Origin of the sequence: Tritonibacter aquimaris (genome assembly GCF_009617595.1) — a bacterium.
GTDB classification, from domain to species: domain Bacteria; phylum Pseudomonadota; class Alphaproteobacteria; order Rhodobacterales; family Rhodobacteraceae; genus Epibacterium; species Epibacterium aquimaris.
This window is the reverse complement of sequence record NZ_WIXK01000002.1, coordinates 474497-491730: the sequence shown is the minus strand read 5'-3', so window position 1 is coordinate 491730 and position 17234 is coordinate 474497. Positions and strand designations below refer to the sequence as shown.

General features: G+C 56.7%; 23 protein-coding genes. 7 read left to right on the top strand and 16 right to left on the bottom strand.

All coding sequences use genetic code 11. The features are described from left to right. Nucleotides 1-8: 8 nt before the first annotated feature. Nucleotides 9-428, top strand: a complete 420-nt coding sequence (locus GG681_RS05985) for a hypothetical protein (RefSeq protein ID WP_153546076.1) — start codon at nt 9-11, stop codon at nt 426-428. A 4-nt stretch (nt 429-432) separates the two neighbouring features. Here the strand turns inward: GG681_RS05985 and GG681_RS05980 are convergent, their stop codons facing one another. After that, complete coding sequence (locus tag GG681_RS05980) at nt 433-762, bottom strand: DUF1491 family protein (protein ID WP_153546074.1); 330 nt, start codon at nt 760-762, stop codon at nt 433-435. A 90-nt stretch (nt 763-852) separates the two neighbouring features. After that, a complete protein-coding gene (gene era, locus GG681_RS05975) occupies nt 853-1758 on the bottom strand; it encodes a GTPase Era (RefSeq protein ID WP_153546072.1) in 906 nt (301 codons plus the stop codon). A 188-nt stretch (nt 1759-1946) separates the two neighbouring features. Here era and GG681_RS05970 point away from each other — a divergent pair, with 188 nt between their 5' ends. Then, entirely contained in the window at nt 1947-3323 is a 1377-nt protein-coding gene (locus GG681_RS05970; RefSeq protein ID WP_153546070.1) for a multicopper oxidase family protein, read from the top strand. Nucleotides 3324-3326: 3 nt separating this feature from the next. Here GG681_RS05970 and rnc read toward each other — a convergent pair whose 3' ends face one another. From rnc to folK, 9 genes are all read right to left on the bottom strand, one after another. Then, nucleotides 3327-4010 carry a ribonuclease III gene (gene rnc, locus GG681_RS05965; protein ID WP_153546068.1) on the bottom strand — a complete coding sequence of 228 codons (684 nt, stop codon included), beginning with the start codon at nt 4008-4010 and terminating at the stop codon, nt 3327-3329. Next, entirely contained in the window at nt 4007-4846 is an 840-nt protein-coding gene (lepB, locus tag GG681_RS05960; protein ID WP_153546066.1) for a signal peptidase I, read from the bottom strand. Before lepB ends, rnc begins: the two co-directional genes overlap by 4 nt. A 59-nt stretch (nt 4847-4905) precedes the next feature. Further along, nucleotides 4906-5331, bottom strand: a complete 426-nt coding sequence (acpS, locus tag GG681_RS05955) for a holo-ACP synthase (RefSeq protein ID WP_153546064.1) — start codon at nt 5329-5331, stop codon at nt 4906-4908. Nucleotides 5332-5340: 9 nt separating this feature from the next. After that, nucleotides 5341-5982, bottom strand: a complete 642-nt coding sequence (locus tag GG681_RS05950) for a LysE family translocator (RefSeq protein WP_153546062.1) — start codon at nt 5980-5982, stop codon at nt 5341-5343. Further along, the gene (locus GG681_RS05945; protein ID WP_153546060.1) at nt 5979-6725 is read right to left on the bottom strand and encodes a pyridoxine 5'-phosphate synthase; all 747 of its coding nucleotides are present in this window, start codon (nt 6723-6725) and stop codon (nt 5979-5981) included. Before GG681_RS05945 ends, GG681_RS05950 begins: the two co-directional genes overlap by 4 nt. 99 nt (nt 6726-6824) lie before the next feature. Continuing rightward, nucleotides 6825-7517, bottom strand: a complete 693-nt coding sequence (locus GG681_RS05940; RefSeq protein ID WP_153546058.1) for a DUF2062 domain-containing protein — start codon at nt 7515-7517, stop codon at nt 6825-6827. A 30-nt stretch (nt 7518-7547) separates the two neighbouring features. Beyond that, nucleotides 7548-9680 (bottom strand): RelA/SpoT family protein, encoded by a 2133-nt coding sequence (locus GG681_RS05935; RefSeq protein ID WP_153546056.1) that lies wholly within the window; start codon nt 9678-9680, stop codon nt 7548-7550. A 37-nt stretch (nt 9681-9717) separates the two neighbouring features. Continuing rightward, on the bottom strand, nt 9718-10071 hold the full coding sequence (gene rpoZ, locus GG681_RS05930; protein ID WP_153215595.1) for a DNA-directed RNA polymerase subunit omega: 354 nt from the start codon (nt 10069-10071) through the stop codon (nt 9718-9720). A gap of 91 nt (nt 10072-10162) precedes the next feature. Then, nucleotides 10163-10732: a 2-amino-4-hydroxy-6-hydroxymethyldihydropteridine diphosphokinase gene (gene folK, locus GG681_RS05925; RefSeq protein ID WP_153546054.1), complete on the bottom strand. Its 570-nt coding sequence runs from the start codon at nt 10730-10732 to the stop codon at nt 10163-10165. Between the two features lie 138 nt (nt 10733-10870). On the opposite strand from folK, the gene GG681_RS05920 reads away from it, so the two are divergent. The 4 genes from GG681_RS05920 (at nt 10871) to GG681_RS05905 (ending at nt 13426) form a co-directional block, all read left to right on the top strand. Next, nucleotides 10871-11446, top strand: coding sequence for a LabA-like NYN domain-containing protein (locus tag GG681_RS05920; RefSeq protein WP_153546052.1), 576 nt, complete (start codon nt 10871-10873; stop codon nt 11444-11446). A 154-nt stretch (nt 11447-11600) separates the two neighbouring features. After that, entirely contained in the window at nt 11601-12218 is a 618-nt protein-coding gene (locus GG681_RS05915; protein ID WP_153546050.1) for a LysE family translocator, read from the top strand. A 114-nt stretch (nt 12219-12332) separates the two neighbouring features. After that, nucleotides 12333-12797, top strand: a complete 465-nt coding sequence (gene rnhA, locus GG681_RS05910) for a ribonuclease HI (RefSeq protein ID WP_153546048.1) — start codon at nt 12333-12335, stop codon at nt 12795-12797. Continuing rightward, the gene (locus tag GG681_RS05905; protein ID WP_153546046.1) at nt 12794-13426 is read left to right on the top strand and encodes a trimeric intracellular cation channel family protein; all 633 of its coding nucleotides are present in this window, start codon (nt 12794-12796) and stop codon (nt 13424-13426) included. Before rnhA ends, GG681_RS05905 begins: the two co-directional genes overlap by 4 nt. Here GG681_RS05905 and GG681_RS05900 read toward each other — a convergent pair whose 3' ends face one another. The 5 genes from GG681_RS05900 to def (GG681_RS05880) are packed head-to-tail and all read right to left on the bottom strand — an operon-like array spanning nt 13427 to nt 15914. Then, the gene (locus tag GG681_RS05900) at nt 13427-13666 is read right to left on the bottom strand and encodes a GlsB/YeaQ/YmgE family stress response membrane protein (protein ID WP_153546044.1); all 240 of its coding nucleotides are present in this window, start codon (nt 13664-13666) and stop codon (nt 13427-13429) included. 9 nt (nt 13667-13675) lie between these two features. Continuing rightward, nucleotides 13676-13915 carry a hypothetical protein gene (locus tag GG681_RS05895; protein WP_153546042.1) on the bottom strand — a complete coding sequence of 80 codons (240 nt, stop codon included), beginning with the start codon at nt 13913-13915 and terminating at the stop codon, nt 13676-13678. Between the two features lie 21 nt (nt 13916-13936). Next, complete coding sequence (gene fmt / locus GG681_RS05890; protein WP_153546040.1) at nt 13937-14842, bottom strand: methionyl-tRNA formyltransferase; 906 nt, start codon at nt 14840-14842, stop codon at nt 13937-13939. Next, nucleotides 14833-15384 (bottom strand): peptide deformylase, encoded by a 552-nt coding sequence (gene def / locus GG681_RS05885; protein WP_153546038.1) that lies wholly within the window; start codon nt 15382-15384, stop codon nt 14833-14835. Before def (GG681_RS05885) ends, fmt begins: the two co-directional genes overlap by 10 nt. 2 nt (nt 15385-15386) lie before the next feature. After that, nucleotides 15387-15914, bottom strand: coding sequence for a peptide deformylase (def, locus tag GG681_RS05880; protein ID WP_153546036.1), 528 nt, complete (start codon nt 15912-15914; stop codon nt 15387-15389). Between the two features lie 99 nt (nt 15915-16013). On the opposite strand from def (GG681_RS05880), the gene GG681_RS05875 reads away from it, so the two are divergent. Further along, nucleotides 16014-17186, top strand: coding sequence for a MalY/PatB family protein (locus GG681_RS05875; RefSeq protein WP_153546034.1), 1173 nt, complete (start codon nt 16014-16016; stop codon nt 17184-17186). Nucleotides 17187-17234: the final 48 nt, after the last annotated feature.

Sequence of the window (17234 nt, the reverse complement as noted above, 5' to 3'; positions counted from 1 at the left end):
ATGTTTCCTTGAACCTCGTCAAAAAGCTTCTGTGGCTGGTTGCAAAAACGATTGCCATTCTTGTTGTATTTGGCGCGCTTATCTGGGGATCAACGCAGTTTTTCAGCCGACAGGAAAAAGCGCTGGCGCAAGAGTTCGTGGATCTGCTGGTACAGCGTGACTTTTCCGCAGCCTATGAATATTTCACGGACGACGCCAAAGCGGTCGTGCCTTTGAACACGCTTCAGAATGAATTCGACCGCCTTGCACAAGACTACGGCAAACTGACATTTATTCGGATCAATCTCGGCACAAGTGGTACAACCTTGATTGCAACGGCCACCACCGGGGATGGCTGCACATCACAGTTCGGGTTTCGTTTCATTGACGAAAAGCTACAGCGTTTCGATATAGAGCATCTCTGCTTTGAGGGGGAATACAGCACCTGAGTGCTTATTCCAGCCCCGGCTCATCCAACAGGTGACGCCCGCCGCGATCCTCGACTTCAATCACCCAAAGGTCAGGATCAAACTCCTGTTGCCGCCGGATAGATGCATCCACATCGCGCTCATCACCTTTGGCCAATTCATCCCAGGTGCGCGCGCCGCTCATCAGATCATAGGTGCGGTGAAACGCCTGTGCCTGACCATCCAGCGTATTGAGCTTGACCAGAACCGCCCCCGCAGTGTCATCACCATGCGCGGTGACAAATGCAGGGATCTCCTGAAACCGCAGCCGCGCCAGATAGGCCTGTACCCAAAATTCAGCAGTGAGGCGGGCCATGTCGCATCCTTTACGTTCTGTCAGCCCAAGTTGAGCCTACGGAAGCCTCCGGCGGGAGTATTTGAAAAAAGGTGAAGAAGCTTTGGTGCCTCAATTGCCGTCTTTGAAATCCAGCCCCATCTCGGAGTAGCGTTCTGATTCTTCGAGCCAGTTGGGGCGCACTTTCACCTGCAGGAAGAGGTGGATTTTACGGCCCATGAATTCTTCGAGTTCAATGCGCGCGGCCTGGCCGATCGCCTTGATGGTTTCGCCGCGTTTGCCAAGCACGATGCCTTTGTGGCCATCACGCACCACATAGACCACCTGATCCACCTTGGCAGAGCCATCTTTGCGCTCTTCCCAGTTTTCGGTTTCCACTGTCAGCTGGTAGGGCAGCTCCTGATGCAGGCGCAGGGTCAGTTTTTCGCGGGTCATTTCCGCCGCGATCATGCGCATGGGCAGATCGGCAATCTGATCTTCGGGGTAAAGCCACGGTCCTTCGGGCAGCTCATTGGCGAGCCATGTGCGCAGCGCCTCAACCCCATGGCCGCGTTCCGCCGAGATCATGAAGGTTTCAGCGAAGGCGTAGCGTTCATTCAGATCTTTGGTCAGCGCCAGAAGATCCGGTGCTTCGACCTTGTCGATCTTGTTGATCGCAAGCGCGATGGTGCGGCCCTGGCCGATCTCTTCGAGCCCTTCAAGGATGCGTTCCACCCCTTCGGTCACACCGCGGTGGGCCTCTATCATCAAGACCACCACATCCGCATCTGCCGCACCGCCCCAGGCCGCAGCGACCATAGCGCGATCAAGGCGACGGCGCGGTTTAAACAGACCGGGCGTGTCAACAAACACCAGCTGCGCATCCCCTTCGAGCGCAACGCCACGAATACGGGCCCGCGTGGTCTGCACCTTGTGGGTCACAATTGAGACCTTCGCCCCAACCATCAGATTGGTCAGGGTGGATTTACCTGCATTGGGTTCGCCGATCAGGGCAACAAAGCCCGCGCGTGTGGTCATAGTGGTGTGATCCTGTCTAAAGCGATGCAGCCATACAGGAGATTGCCCAAAGGAGCCAGAGGGCAATTCATATGACTGCGACTGCATGTATCATAGCCTATTGCCGTTGAGTGCGAGAGAATATTTCCACCCCATCAGCCAGGCGCGACATCGCTACCAAGCCGACGATACCAAACGGAGACGGTGATATGAAACGTCGCGATTTCCTGATCAGCGCTGCAGGAGCCGCGCTGGCCGCGCCATTTGCAACCCGGCTGATGGCTGCCCCAACGCAGGATCTAAAGATCCAGCGCGCCAGCTATCATTTCAGAGGCACGCCCACGCTGGATATGGTGAGCCTGAGCCCAGATGCTCCACCGCCAGTCATTCGCGGCAAACGTGGCGTGCCGATGCGGCTGGCGGTTCACAATGCAACGCCTGATTATACGGCAATGCATTGGCATGGGCTTAGAATAGACAACCAGATGGATGGGGTGCCCTATCTGACCCAGATGCCCATCGGGGAAGGTGAAACCTTCCTCTATGAGTTCACCCCACCCGATGCCGGAACCTATTGGTATCATCCTCATTGCATGACAATGGCGCAGATGGCGCATGGTCTCACCGGGGTGATGGTCATCGACGAAGACGAAGACGCCGGTTTTGACGGCGATCAGGTGATCAACCTGCGCGATTTCCGCCTTAAAGAGGACGGGCAGTTTCTGCCCTATTATACCGCACGCGGAGCTGCGCGTGGCGGGACGCATGGCAATGTGCTGACTGCAAATTGGCAGGATGTACCTGTATATGATCACCCCAGTGGCGCTTTGGTGCGCCTGCGTGTGGTCAACACCGACACAACCCGGATGTATCGCCTGCACCTTGGCGCCGCCAAGGCACGCATCATTGCCTGGGACGGGCACCCGGTCAGCCAGTCCGTAACGCTGCCTTCAGAAACTGATCCGCTGCTGGTTGGCCCTGGCCAGAGAGTTGATTTTGCCGTTGAAATGCCGCGCATCGAAGGCGAAACCGTGCAGCTATTTGCCGAACTGCCCGGCCGGCCAAATCATGTGATGGCGCGTTTGCGGGCAACGGGTGGATCCTTGAACCGCAGCCTGATGGAGCTTAAACCGCTGGCTGAGAACCCTGTAGCTATTCCCGACCTGCAAAATGCGCAGCTACATGAATTTATCTTTGGCTGGACCCCCGAAGGCGATGCCCCCAATGACGGCTATTGTGGATCACTTGGCTATAGTTTTTGGTCGATCAATCGCACGCCCTGGGCTGGGGATGCCGCCAAAGGAGTTGGGCCGCTTGCCACCTTGGAGCGCGGCAAAAGCTACGTACTCAGACTGCGCAATGAGAGCCCCAATCTGCACCCGATCCACCTGCATGGTCTTGTGTTTCGGCCGATCCGTTCCAACCTGCGACAACTGCCGCCGCTTTGGACCGACACGGCGCTGCTGCTGAAAGATGAGATCATCGATATTGCATTGGTGGCAGACAATCCTGGCGACTGGGCGTTCCATTGCCATGTGATTGAGCACCAGAAAACCGGGCTAGCGGGCTATATCCGCGTCACCTGAGGGCTAAGCGCCCTCAACCTCGGTCAACAAAAGCCGGGCGGCGGCCTGTTCGGCGTGGCGTTTGGACCCAGCTTGTGCCTGCGCCGTGCGGCCATCATCAAGGTGCACCGCAATGATAAAAACCGGTGCGTGATCGGGACCAGTGCGCGAAACCTCTGTATAGCTTGGTGGATTTTGCCCACGCGCCTGCGCCCATTCCTGCAGCGCGGTTTTGGGATCACGCGCGTCATCTTCGACCGTATGGATACGATTGCCCCAAAGCCGCAGGATCAACGCCTGCGCGGCCTCAAAGCCTGCGTCTTTGTAGACCGCAGCGATCACCGCCTCCATCGCATCGCCAAGCAAAGCCTGTTTGCGACGGCCACCGGACATCATTTCCGACCGGCCAAGCTTCAACACTGCGCCGATGTCGATCTCGCGGGCCACTTCGGCACAGGCTTCTTTGCGCACCAACGCGTTGAACCGTGGGGCGAGCTGGCCCTCAGACGCACCTTTGTCTGCCTCAAGCAGGGCTGTGGCCATCACAAGGCCAAGTACCCGGTCGCCCAGAAACTCAAGCCGCTGATTATCTTCACGGGTGGGTGACGACATAGAGGCATGCGTCACCGACCGCATCAGAAGTTCAGGGCGGTTGAATTGATGTCCGATGCGTTGTTCAAACGCGCGTAGTTCTTTTGAAAGTCTCAATTGACCGCCTTAAAGAAACGATCTGAGCGCCAGGTCCAGAAAAACAGCATGGAGCGGCCAGCAGACGAGAACATGATGCGATCCGCGCGGCCAATCAGGTTTTCGAACGGCACAAACCCGGCACCACCCGCAGATTGCGGCAAACGGCTGTCGGTGGAGTTATCGCGGTTATCACCCATAAAGAAGAAATGCCCTTCGGGAACCTGATAGACACCGGTGTGATCCATCGACTGGTTGCCGATATTCAGGATCGCGTGGGATTTATCTTGCCCCGGAAAGGTTTCCAGCTGGCGCGATTTGGTGCATTCACCGCCGCGGCCCACGGGCGCGTTTTCACAGCGTGGTGCAGAACGTTGCGGGCCCTGGGGTTCAAAGAGCTCGGTGAACACACCGTCGTCTTCCAATTTCACCGCTTCACCATTGATGAACAATACGCCGTTTTTCACCTGAACGGTGTCTCCGGGCAGACCAACAACACGTTTGATGAAATCAGCGCCATGCACCGGGTGACGGAATACAACCACATCACCGCGCTCAGGCTCATCGCCGAGGATGCGGCTGTTGTCCCCATCCAGGAAGCCACAGATGTCTTTTGCATCCACTTCCACGCCGAAACGCGCCAGGCGCACGGTCGGGCAAGAGGCATAAGAATAGCCATAGGCCATCTTGTTGACAAAAAGAAAATCCCCAATCAGCAGGGTTTCTTTCATCGACCCCGACGGGATCCAGAATGGTTGAAAGAACAGGGTCCGAAACACCCCTGCAATCAGCAAGGCATACACAATAGTCTTGATTGTCTCGACGATTGCATTCTGGGTCTTCGCTTTGGCGGCCATAAGGCTCTCCAAGTTCTAAAATCTGGTCCGTGGCTACATGCGCAGCCTACTGGCGCGAGTCAAGCTCTGCTGGCCAATTCACCACGGTTTAATGGTCGCGCCTCGATGACCACAAAGGCCTGCGCCCATGGATGATCATCGGTCAGCGTCACGTGAATATGGGCTTCATGGCCCGGCGGCGTCATCTGATCAAGCCGCTCTTTGGCCCAGCCTGTAACATGCATCACCGGCTGCCCTGTCTGCAGATTTGACACCGCCATGTCTTTCCAGGCGATCCCCATACGCAAGCCTGTCCCAAGCGCCTTGGAGCAGGCTTCTTTGGCGGCCCAGCGTTTGGCGTAGGTGCCTGCCACATCCAGCCGCCGCTCCGCCTTTTTCTGTTCAATATCGGTGAAAACACGGTTCTTGAACCGATCACCAAACCGCGCAAGCGTGCGTTCAATCCGTTCGATATTGGCCAGATCAGTTCCCACGCCGAGGATCATGATATCGTGTCACCCCTGAAGTCTTGCGGTCAGTATTTTATAGCCTGCCAAGCCAAAAAAGCCCGCAAAAGCGAGATCGAACCATCGGCTCGCGCGGCGGTAGCCGCGCACGACACGATCCGAGGAAAACAGCAGCGCATAGCCCAAGAAGATCAGGATGGAGCCCATGTAGAACAACGCGAAATAGGTAAACAACGTCGCCGGGTTGGCATTTTCCGGTGCCACGATGGCAAAAATTGCCCCCCATCCCAAAATCGCCTTGGGATTGGTCAGGTGAATCATCGCGCCTTTTGCAAACAGCGCACTGTAGCTGCCCGCGAAGGATGTATCACCAAGAGGCTTTGTCTCTTTGGCCGTGGCGCGTTTGAGAGCTTTAAGCGCCAACCAGCCTAGGTAAGCTGCCCCTGCATAGCGTAACACTTCAAACATCCAGGCGTTGGCCAGCATTACTGCTGATAACCCAAGTGCCGCGGCAATCCCCCAACTTGCAGAGCCCGCGAGAATACCAAGAGCAAAGGCCAACGCCGGACGGCGGCCTGCACTCATAGCAGTTCCCGCGATACCCATGGTGGCAGGGCCCGGAGACCCCCCCGCCATGATCCACGCAATCCAAATGGCTACAAACTCAAAGGTGATATCAGGCGCGATCATATTCGCGCGTCATCCATCAGGCGGCGCATTTCCTGAATGGCGGGGGTTAGGCCTGCAAAGATTGCCTCACCGATCAGGAAGTGACCGATGTTAAGTTCGCGCACCTCAGGGAAGGCCGCAATGGGCTGCACGGTATCATAGGTCAACCCATGACCCGCATGCACCTCAAGCCCCAGCGAGTGCGCAAAAGCAGACATCTCCCGCAGCGCTTCCAGCTCCCGGTCACGGGTGGCAAAATCACCCTCTGCATGGGCGTCACAATAGGCACCGGTGTGCAGTTCAATCACTTCGGCGCCAATGCGGTGCGCGGCTTCGATCTGTTTTTGATCTGCTGCGATAAAGATCGACACCCGGCAGCCTGCCTCACGCAGAGGCGCAATATAATGTGCCAGTTTGTTTTCTTCGCGCGCAACTTCAAGCCCGCCTTCGGTGGTGCGCTCTTCACGCTTTTCCGGCACGATACAAACCGCATGGGGTTTGTGGCGCAGCGCGATTTTCTGCATTTCCTCGGTTGCGGCCATCTCAAAATTCAGCGGCACCGAAAGCTGCGCCATCAGCGCATCGATATCCGCATCCACGATATGGCGGCGATCTTCGCGCAAATGCGCGGTGATCCCATCCGCTCCGGCTTCTTGCGCCAAAACGGCCGCACGCACCGGATCAGGCACAGCCCCCCCGCGTGCATTGCGCACTGTTGCCACGTGATCGATATTCACACCCAAGCGCAAGCGATGATCGGCCATTGATATAGTCCTTAAAAGATGGCGTTTGGGGCGGAGATTAGCGCCCTGCGCCGCAAGGACAAGTGCAGACAGGCAAATGGGTACAATGAAAGCAGCGCGTCAGTTGGCGTTGCGCAGGGGCTTTTTTGCATCCTCAGAATGATTGAGCGCAACATCAAGCTGATCCAGGTCAGCCGCCTGTTTGATGGCATCAAACTTCGCCTTGATTTTGGCGCGGCGGCGCTGCTGATAGGCGCGGATCACCGGCAGGCTCAGCATATAGGCAATCATGCCCGCAATGATCCCCGGCAGCAGCCCGCCAATCAGGTAGGGGTAAAACACTTCATCAAAGAAACGGACCAGCCCGCTCCAATCTGCGTTTTGATCGGTGAACAGCGCATAGAGATTGTTTTTCAGATCGCGCCCGGCCCCAAGGAATTTGGACACCAGCGATGCATCCACATCTTCGGCAAAATCGCCGCCCTGCATCCAATGGCCGACCTGCAGTGAGATCACCCCAATCGGCACATAGGTCAACGGGTTGCCAAAAAACGTACCACTCAGCGCGGCCAGAATATTGCCGTTGAAGATCCGTGCGAGAATTGCCGCCACCACAAAATGCATGCCGTAAAACGGGGTGAAGGTGGTGAACACCCCTACACCAACCCCACGGGCAATGCGGGTAGGCGAATCAGGCAAACGGCGAATGCGGTGTTTCACGTATAGGAAGGCGCGCCCCCAACCGCCGCGCGGCCAAAGGAAATCAGCGATGATCCGCAACAACGGTCGCCTATCCCGGCGCTTGAATACCAAGGCTTCGCCCTTCCAAATCTGCGTCCAGCGCTACCCCTTCCAACCCGGTGTCTCGGGCTTGGCCCGATACCGCGCCACAGCAGCAACATCGCTTTCTGCTTCCAAAGTCAACATGACAGAATGAAGCTGTTCCACATCCCGCACTTCCACGTTGACCATAAGCTTATAAAAGTCTGGTTTCCGATCGATAAACTCTAGATCGGATATATTCGCGTTCTTCTCACCTATAAGTGTACAAATCCGTCCAAGTACACCTGCATCATTGCCAATTGTGAGCTCAAGCGTGGTCGAATAGGCGGCCGGATGGGTGCCGCTGTGCCAGTTTACGTCCACCCAGCGCTCGGGCTGGTCTTCAAACTCGCTGAGCGTGTCACAATCGGCCGCGTGAATCACCACGCCACGCCCCCGGTAGGTGATCCCGATGATCCGCTCGCCCGGCAGTGGCTGACAACAAGGCGCGCGCTCAAAGCTTTGCCCCGGTTCAAGACCGATTACCGCACGGCGCAGCGAAACCTCTTCGCCTTCATCTGCGGTTAGTTCGGGATAGACCGCCTGAACCACATCATGGGTGGTCAGCTCAGCCGCGCCAAGCTGCGCCAGCAGCTCTTCGACGCTGCTCACCCGCAGGGCGCGTGCAGCGGTTTCCAGCGCCTTATCGGTTGCTTTCTTTTCGATATGTTCAAAGGCAGAGCGCGCCAGCTCATGACCCAGTTTCACAAACCGTTCGCGATCCGCCTCGCGCAGGGCACGACGAATGGCGGTGCGCGCCTTACCGGTGGTGGCAATTTCAAGCCAGCTCACCTGTGGGGTTTGGCCTTCGGCGGTGATCACATCCACCGACTGACCATTGCGCAACCGCGTCCAAAGCGGCACCCGGATACCATCAACCTTCGCCCCCACGCAGGCATGGCCGATCCGCGTATGGATTGCATAGGCAAAATCAATCGGCGTTGCGCCTTTGGGGAGTTTGATTACATCCCCTTTGGGCGTGAAGCAGAACACCTGATCCGAGTACATCTCAAGCTTTACCGCTTCAAGAAACTCATCATGATCATCTTCGGCGTCGAACTGCTCTGTCAGGGATGCAATCCATTTGGCAGGATCCACCGCAAAGGGGTTTTCCGCCCGCACACCATCTTTATAGGACCAATGCGCCGCGACGCCGGTTTCGGCCACATCATGCATCTGGCGGGTGCGGATCTGCACTTCGACCCGTTTGCCATCGCGCCCCGAGACCGTGGTGTGGATCGAACGATAGCCGTTGGATTTCGGCTGGCTGATATAGTCTTTAAACCGGCCCGGAACCGCACGCCAACGTTGGTGGATCGCCCCCAATGCGCGATAGGCGTCTTCTTCGCTTTGGGTGATGACCCGGAAACCGTAAATATCAGACAGGCGCGAGAACCCCTGATCTTTTGCCTGCATCTTGCGCCAGATCGAATAAGGCTTTTTGGCGCGTCCAAACACTTCGGCCTCAATCGCAGCCTTATCCAGCTCGGCGCGCATATCACCGGTGATCCGATGGATCACATCGCCAGTTTCGCGTTGAAGCGTGATAAAACGGCGGATGATCGATTGGCGTCCTTCGGGATTGAGCACCCGAAACGCCAGATCTTCCAGCTCTTCGCGCATCCACTGCATACCCATGCGGCCTGCCAGCGGCGCATAGATATCCATGGTTTCACGCGCTTTCTGCGCCTGTTTTTCCGGGCGCATCGCCTTGATCGTGCGCATATTGTGCAGACGGTCGGCCAGCTTTACCAGGATCACCCGCAGATCCTTGGACATCGCCATAAACAGTTTGCGGAAGTTCTCCGCCTGTTTGGTCTCACGGCTCGACAGCTGCAGGTTGGTCAGTTTGGTGACACCATCCACCAGTTTGGCAACCTCTTCACCAAACAGCTCAGACACTTCTTCATATGAGGCTTTGGTGTCCTCAATCGTGTCATGCAGCAATGCGGTGATAATGGTGGCGTCATCCAGGCGCTGTTCGGTCAAAATGGCTGCAACAGCAACGGGATGGGTAAAATAAGGCTCACCCGAGTGACGAAACTGCCCCTCGTGCATCTGCCGCCCAAATTCAAAAGCCGCTTCGATCTTCTCAGCGTTTGTCTTTGGGTTGTAAGTGCGGACCAGCTCGATCAGACGTTCAGCAGAAATCATAGGTGGTCCGCAATCTTCGTGTTTTGGGTGGCTTGGATCAGCCCTGACCCTGCGCTTCCATCAATGCGCGCAGAAGCTTTTCTTCGGACATGTCGTCCGCTTCTGGCTTGTCATTGTCAGACCCCATCAGCAGCGCCATGGAATCTTCTTCCGGCTCATCCACTTCGATCTGGGTCTGGTTGCTCTCGATCATGCGCTCACGCAGAGAATCAGCACTTTGAGTTTCTTCAGCGATTTCACGCAGCGAGACGACAGGGTTTTTGTCGTTGTCGCGATCCACGGTCAGTTCAGCACCAGCCGAGATCTCACGCGCCCGATGGGCGGCAAGCATCACCAATTCAAAGCGGTTGGGAACTTTATCAACGCAGTCTTCAACCGTCACGCGGGCCATAGGCGACTCTCCAGTACAGATGGATCTAGAAGTGGATTATGTAATCGCTAAAGAGACTATTGACAAGGCGGGAAACAAAAGCGCTCGGCGATTAAATCGCCTCAATTTCTGCCATTACCTCAGCGGGTAGCGCCTCAACCATCTGGCGCACGCTGCGCTTTAGCACCGGGTGCACCCAATCCGGTGCCACATCCATCAATGGCACCAGCACAAAACCACGGTCCTGCAGGCGCGGATGGGGCAGAATCAGTTGCTCGGGGGCATCCGTTTTCTGGGCCTCTGAACCCAGGTTCAGCCAATGTGCAAAAGTTTGCGAATCCGGCGCAATCTGATCCCCAACCGCAAGAAGATCCAGATCTAGGGTCCGCATCCCCCATCGCGTGATGCGCTCCCGGTCGAATTTTGCCTCAACACTATGTAAGAAATCCAAAATCTCTGGCGCAGCCAAGTCACTGCGCACCACAACCGCAGCGTTAACATAGTCCGGCCCCGCCCCCTTAGGGAAACATGGCGTTTTGAACAGACGTGATTCACGAACCACTTCGATTTGGGGTCCAGAAAGTGAATTTACCGCACTTAAAATTGTATCGCGTGGATGAAGATCTTCGAAAGGAAGATTACCACCAAGGGCAATTAGCACTTCTGGAGTGTTTTTTGTCATTTTTGACCCCTGTTCGTAAAAATGATACACTTGCGGCAGCACGTAAAAAATCTAATTTATACGTACTCGCTTCGCTAAGCCAATTTCCACTCACTCACAATACAAAGGCGTTGCGGGCTATACCGGAAGGACAAGTTTATGTTTTACAAGGACGAACGGCTCGCGCTGTTCATTGACGGGTCGAATTTGTACGCCGCAGCCAAAGCTCTGGGTTTCGATATCGACTATAAGCTATTGCGGCAGGAATTTATGCGCCGCGGAAAGCTGCTGCGCGCATTTTACTACACTGCCCTTTTGGAGAACGACGAATACTCTCCGATTCGCCCGTTGGTGGACTGGCTGCATTACAACGGCTTCACCATGGTTACTAAGCCCGCAAAAGAATACACCGACAGCATGGGGCGTCGGAAAGTTAAGGGCAATATGGACATCGAACTGACCGTCGATGCAATGGAGCTGGCACCACGTGTTGATCATATCGTGTTGTTTTCGGGCGATGGGGATTTCCGCCCGCTGATTGCCAGCCTGCAGCGTCAGGGCGTACGGGTCTCTGTGGTCTCAACCATCCGCAGCCAGCCGCCGATGATCTCGGATGAATTGCGCCGCCAGGCCGACAATTTCATTGAGCTGGAAGAACTCAAAGACGTGATTGGCCGCCCCCCGCGGGAAATGCCCGGCGATGATCCGGCGCTTTCGGTGGCAACCGGCCCGTAATCATCGCAACGTCTCAAATCGGAAAGGGAGCTTCAGGCTCCCTTTTTTGTTGCGGCACTGCCATCCGGCACCTTCAATCAAAAAAATTCGCTGCCTGCGTTGATCCCGCGCCAAGACTGCCTAAGCTCTAAAACAGCATCCGTTGAGGCAAATCATGATTTCACTTCAGTTCCTTATCACCACTTTGGTTGTTGTGCTCGCTCCCGGCACCGGCGTGATCTACACGCTGGCAATCGGCCTTGGGCAAGGCCCGCGCAACGCCATCTGGGCCGCAGCAGGCTGCACCCTTGGCATTGTGCCACATCTGCTTGCAGCCATCTTTGGGCTTGCCGCCATTTTGCACAGTTCAGCAGTGCTGTTTTCATTGATAAAATGGGTTGGCGTCGCCTACCTCCTCTACCTCGCCTATCAGGCGGTGAAAGAGGGCGGAACGCTGTCACTGCGCGCCGAACGCAACACCAGCAGCGGCTGGGCCATTGGACGGCGCGCCGCGCTGATCAATATCCTCAATCCCAAGCTTTCGCTGTTCTTCCTCGCGCTACTGCCGCCCTTCCTGTCTGGTGCTGCCGAAACAGCAACGCTTGAAATGCTCACACTTGGCGGCGTGTTTATGGCAGCGACCTTTGTGATCTTCGTGCTTTATGGTCTATTCGCGGCCCAAACCCGCCGTCTGATCATGGCCAATGATCGCGTCCTGCGCTGGCTCAACCGCAGCATTGCAAGCGTTTTTGCCCTGCTGGCCGGACGTCTGGCACTGGAGCAAAACACATAAACATGTTCCCGGCGTGCTGGCTGCGGTGGCGCATCACAATTTTTGTCGCGCTCTCGCTTGCCACCGCGCTACACTTTGCTTGACGTTACTTCACTGCACTGGCACTTCGCTCAAATGGCTGATCTTTTTGCATATACCGACGGAGCCTGCTCCGGAAATCCCGGCCCCGGTGGCTGGGGCGTTCTCTTGCGCGCAACCGATGGTGACACCATCGTCAAAGAGCGCGAACTCAAAGGCGGCGAAGCCAGCACCACCAACAATCAGATGGAGCTGATGGCGGCGATTTCGGCCCTCGAAAGCCTGAGCCGCCCGTCAACCATCACAGTTGTGACCGATTCCGCCTATGTAAAGAACGGCGTCACCGGCTGGATTTTTGGCTGGAAAAAGAACGGCTGGAAAACCTCGGCGAAAAAGCCGGTTAAAAACGTCGAACTCTGGAAGCGTCTGGACGCAGCACAAGCACGTCATCAGGTGACCTGGGAATGGGTCAAAGGCCACGCTGGCCATCCAGAGAATGAACACGCTGATGAACTTGCCCGCGCGGGCATGGCACCGTTCAAAAAGTCTTCCAAGGCATGAACACGCTCACCGCCCTGACGGTTCTGGATCTGGCTTCGGTGGTGATTTTTGCGCTCTCGGGCGCGCTGGTCGCCAGCCGGGCCCAGCTTGATATCGTGGGATTTGCCTTTGTGGCCTGTCTGACTGCGGTGGGCGGTGGCACCGTGCGCGATGTGCTACTGAACCGTCATCCGGTGTTTTGGATCGAAAGCCCGTCTTACATCCTATGGGCCACGGGCGCGGCTGTTGTGATATTTTTCACCGCACATTTACTGGAAAGCCGGATGAAATGGGTGATTTGGCTGGATAGTTTTGCCCTGGCAGTGGCGGTCCCCGCCGGGGTCGCGGCCGCATTGGAGACAGGGCAGCATCCGGTGATTGTGGTGCTGATGGGCATGGCAACCGGATCACTGGGCGGTTTGATGCGCGACGTGGTCTGCAATGAAGTGCCGCTGGTTCTGAAACAGGGCGAGCTTTATATCTCCTGCGCGATGGCCGGGGCAATTGGCACGCTGATTGCCATGACCGCTGGACTGGAGCTCACAACTGCGCTGTTGATCTGTGCTGGCACCACATGGGCCCTGCGGGCAGGATCGATCGCTTTTGGCTGGCATTTGCCGGTTTATAAAAGTCGCCCACCTCGGCAGTGATCAGCGTTTGGGCCCGTAAGTCTGCCACAGCCAGATCAATGCCATTGCACCCAGCACTGCGCCCACAAGCCCGGATAGCATTCCCAAAAAGCTGAGCACGAGCCGCAACACAAAGCCACCAATCAAGGCCCCTGCAATGCCAATAGCCATAGTGGTGATAACGTCAGCTTCCACCTTCATGAACCGCGTGGCCAGAAACCCTGCCGCCGCGCCAAGGATGATCAGAAAAACAACAGGCATAGCAACCTCCTAGCGTCCGCGCCAACGGGTTGGCACAATGATCAATGCACCGATAGATGACAGAATTGCGTTCCATCCCGGCGCGGAAAAGCCGATGCCAAACATGATGCGCAGGAAATAAAACAGAAACGCACCGCCAACACAGATGATGATCGACGGGATCACCCCGTTTTGCGTCCACCCCGTGCGTTCTGAGGCGTAGCCAACAATCCCGGCAATCACCACGGTTCCAAACAGAGCCAGAAACATGAGGCAAACCTTTCTGAAGCGCTAAAGCTGCGTGCCTTTTGCAATTGGGAAGCCCCGCAAGAACACATCGCGATCCTGCGCGCCTTTGCCTGCCCGTTGCAAGCGCAGAAGTTCAACAGCCCCCTCACCACAAGCAACCGTGAGCGCATCATCCAGCACCGCACCCGCCGCGCCAGAGGCCGCAGCAACACGCGACGCCAACAATTTGACACGTTGACCTTCGACTTCACACCAGGCTCCCGGGAACGGAGACAGCCCACGGATCTTGCGATCCACAACGGCTGCGGGGGCGGACCAATCCACCTGTGCCTCTGCTTTGTCGATCTTATGGGCGTAGGTCACACCCTCCTCAGGCTGAACATCTGGTGTCAGCGTCGGCAGCTTGTCCAGCGCTTCAACGATCAGCCGCGCGCCCATATCAGCAAGGCGATCATGCAGCAGCGCGGTGGTTTCTTCGGGCGCAATTGCGGTGCCTTCGCGCAAAAGAACCGGCCCGGTATCAAGACCGGCCTCCATCTGCATGATGCAAATGCCGGTCTCGGCGTCACCAGCCATGATGGCACGATGAATGGGAGCCGCACCGCGCCAGCGCGGCAACAGGCTTGCATGGATGTTCAAACAGCCTTTTTCGGGCGCGTCCAGAATGGCCTGTGGTAGGATCAAACCATAGGCCACAACCACCGCCACATCGGCGTTGAGAGCGGCAAACTCTGCCTGCTCCTCAGCGCCTTTCAGCGAGATCGGGTGGCGCACTTCCAACCCCAATGCCGCGGCGCGGGCGTGTACGGGTGTTGGTCGGTCTTTCTTGCCGCGGCCCGCAGGCCGAGGCGGCTGGGAGTAGACGGCAGCAATATCGTGCCCCGCCGCCACCAGCGCATCCAGCACCGGAACGGAAAATTCCGGTGTACCCATAAAGATTACTCGCATGAGCCACACCCACAGGAAGGTTCAGATGGCGCAACATGCGCAACCGGGCCAGTGAATTTCTGCGCCTTTTTGATCAGCATGTCGCGTTTCATCTTGGACAGGTGGCTGAAATACAGTTTGCCATCCAGATGATCGATCTGGTGCTGAACGCTGGTGGCCTCAATGCCAACAAAATCGCGTTCCACCCACGCACCGGTTTCATCCATGTATTTCACCGTCACGGCGCGGGGGCGTTTGATCTTGGCCGACACACCCGGCAGATTGGGGCTGGCTTCGTCATGTTCGCGCAGTTCAACCGATTTATGCAGGATTTCCGGATTGGCCATGCGCACAGCTTTGCCACGCTCAACCGAGCCATCAACAACCGCAAGACGCAGCAGAACACCGATCTGGTTGGCACCCAGCCCAACACCCGGCATTGCATTCATCGTATCCACCATATCATCCCAGATGGCGCGGATATCATCGGTGATTTCGCTCACCTCTTCGGCGCGGGTACGCAGGCGTTTATCAGGCCAAGGCAGACAGGTACGAACAGCCATAATTACACGTCCTTATTTCGAGCCAGCTCTTTCTTGAGCTTTTGCATTTTCCGGGTGATCATCTGGCGCTTCATTGGCTTGAGGTAGTCAATGAACAATTTGCCTTCGAGGTGGTCGATCTCATGCTGAACACAGGTTGCCCAGAGACCATCAAAGCTTTCGGTCTTAAGATTGCCGTCGCGATCGATCCATTCCACATCCACCACTTTGGGGCGGGTGACTTCGGCGTATTGCTCAGGGATTGACAGGCAACCTTCCTCATAAACGTTGCTCTCATCCGATGAGGCAATAATACGCGGGTTAAACATTTGCAGCGGGCGTGGTGCCTCGCCTTCTTCTTTGACGCAATCGAGCACGATCACCCGATCCAGCACACCAATCTGCGGCGCGGCCAGTCCAACACCCGGCGCGTCATACATGGTTTCAAGCATATCATCGGCCAGCTGGCGCAGCTCGTCCGATATATCGGCAACTGGGGCGCAGACCTTCTTCAGGCGGGGATCAGGATGGATCAAAATAGGGCGCTTCATACCCTGCCATTTATGCGATTGTACCAAGTCCCGCAACGCCCCTTGCACCTGCGGCCCAACGCGATAGCTTCGCAAAAGAGGTTTTTTGAGGAGCACCCGATGAATTTTGATGAGCTGGTGGACCGCCATGGCACCTATTGCAGCAAATGGGACGGGATGGAGCCGATCTATGGTGTGCCCCGCGATGAAGGCCTCGCCATGTGGGTGGCTGACAGTGATTTCAAAATTGCCGATGTGATCTCAGAGCGCCTGCGCAGCGTGATTGACGCGGGTATTCTGGGCTATGTCGACGCTGAAACTCCCTACCGTGAGGCCATCCAGTGGTGGATGAAAAACCGCCACGGCTGGGATCTCGATACCAACGGGATTTTCACCACCACGGGTCTCGTGAACGGTGTTGGCATGTGCCTTGACGCATTTACCAAACCCGGCGACGGGATCGTTTTGTTCACCCCAGTCTACCACGCCTTTGCCAAAGTCATTCGCAACGCGGGCCGTGAGGTGGTTGAATGCCAGATGGTCAATAGTGACGGCTATTACTCACTGGATTTCGATGCCTATGACGCGCAGATGACCGGCAAGGAAACGATGGTGATCCTTTGCTCGCCCCATAACCCAGGCGGCCGGGTCTGGAGCCAGGAAGAATTGCGCGCGGTGGCTGATTTTGCCAAACGCCATGATCTGCTGCTGCTGTCAGATGAGATCCATCAGGATCTGGTTTTTGACGGCAACACGCATATCCCCATGCCCAACGCAGCCCCTGACATCGTAGACCGTCTGTTGATGCTGACCGCGCCGTCAAAGACATTCAATATCGCAGGGCTTCATACCGGGCAGGTGATCATCAGCGATCCCGATCTGCGGGCAAAGTTCAAATCCCGTATGCTGGCGCTGTCGCTGGCGCCGAATTCGCTGGGCCAGTTCGCCACGGCTGCCGCCTATTCCCCAGAAGGCGCAGCCTGGGCCGATGCCCAGCTTGCCTATATTGATGGCAATCGTCAGGTCTTTGATGCGGCCATTTCTGGCATTCCCGGCCTGTCGTCGATGAAGCTGCAATCCACTTACCTGGCCTGGGTTGATTTCACCGGCACCGGCATGGCACGCGAAGAATTCACCCACCGGGTCGAACAGGGCGCAAAGATTGCGGCCAATCACGGCACCACCTTTGGCACCGGCGGAGAAAGCTTCCTGCGCTTTAACCTCGCCACCCAGCGCAGCCGCATCGAAGAAGCCTGCCAACGCCTGACAGAGGCCTTTGGCGATCTGCAATAACCTATTTCCTCGGCGCGGCTCATCAGGGCTGCGCCGGGGCGGTGCACC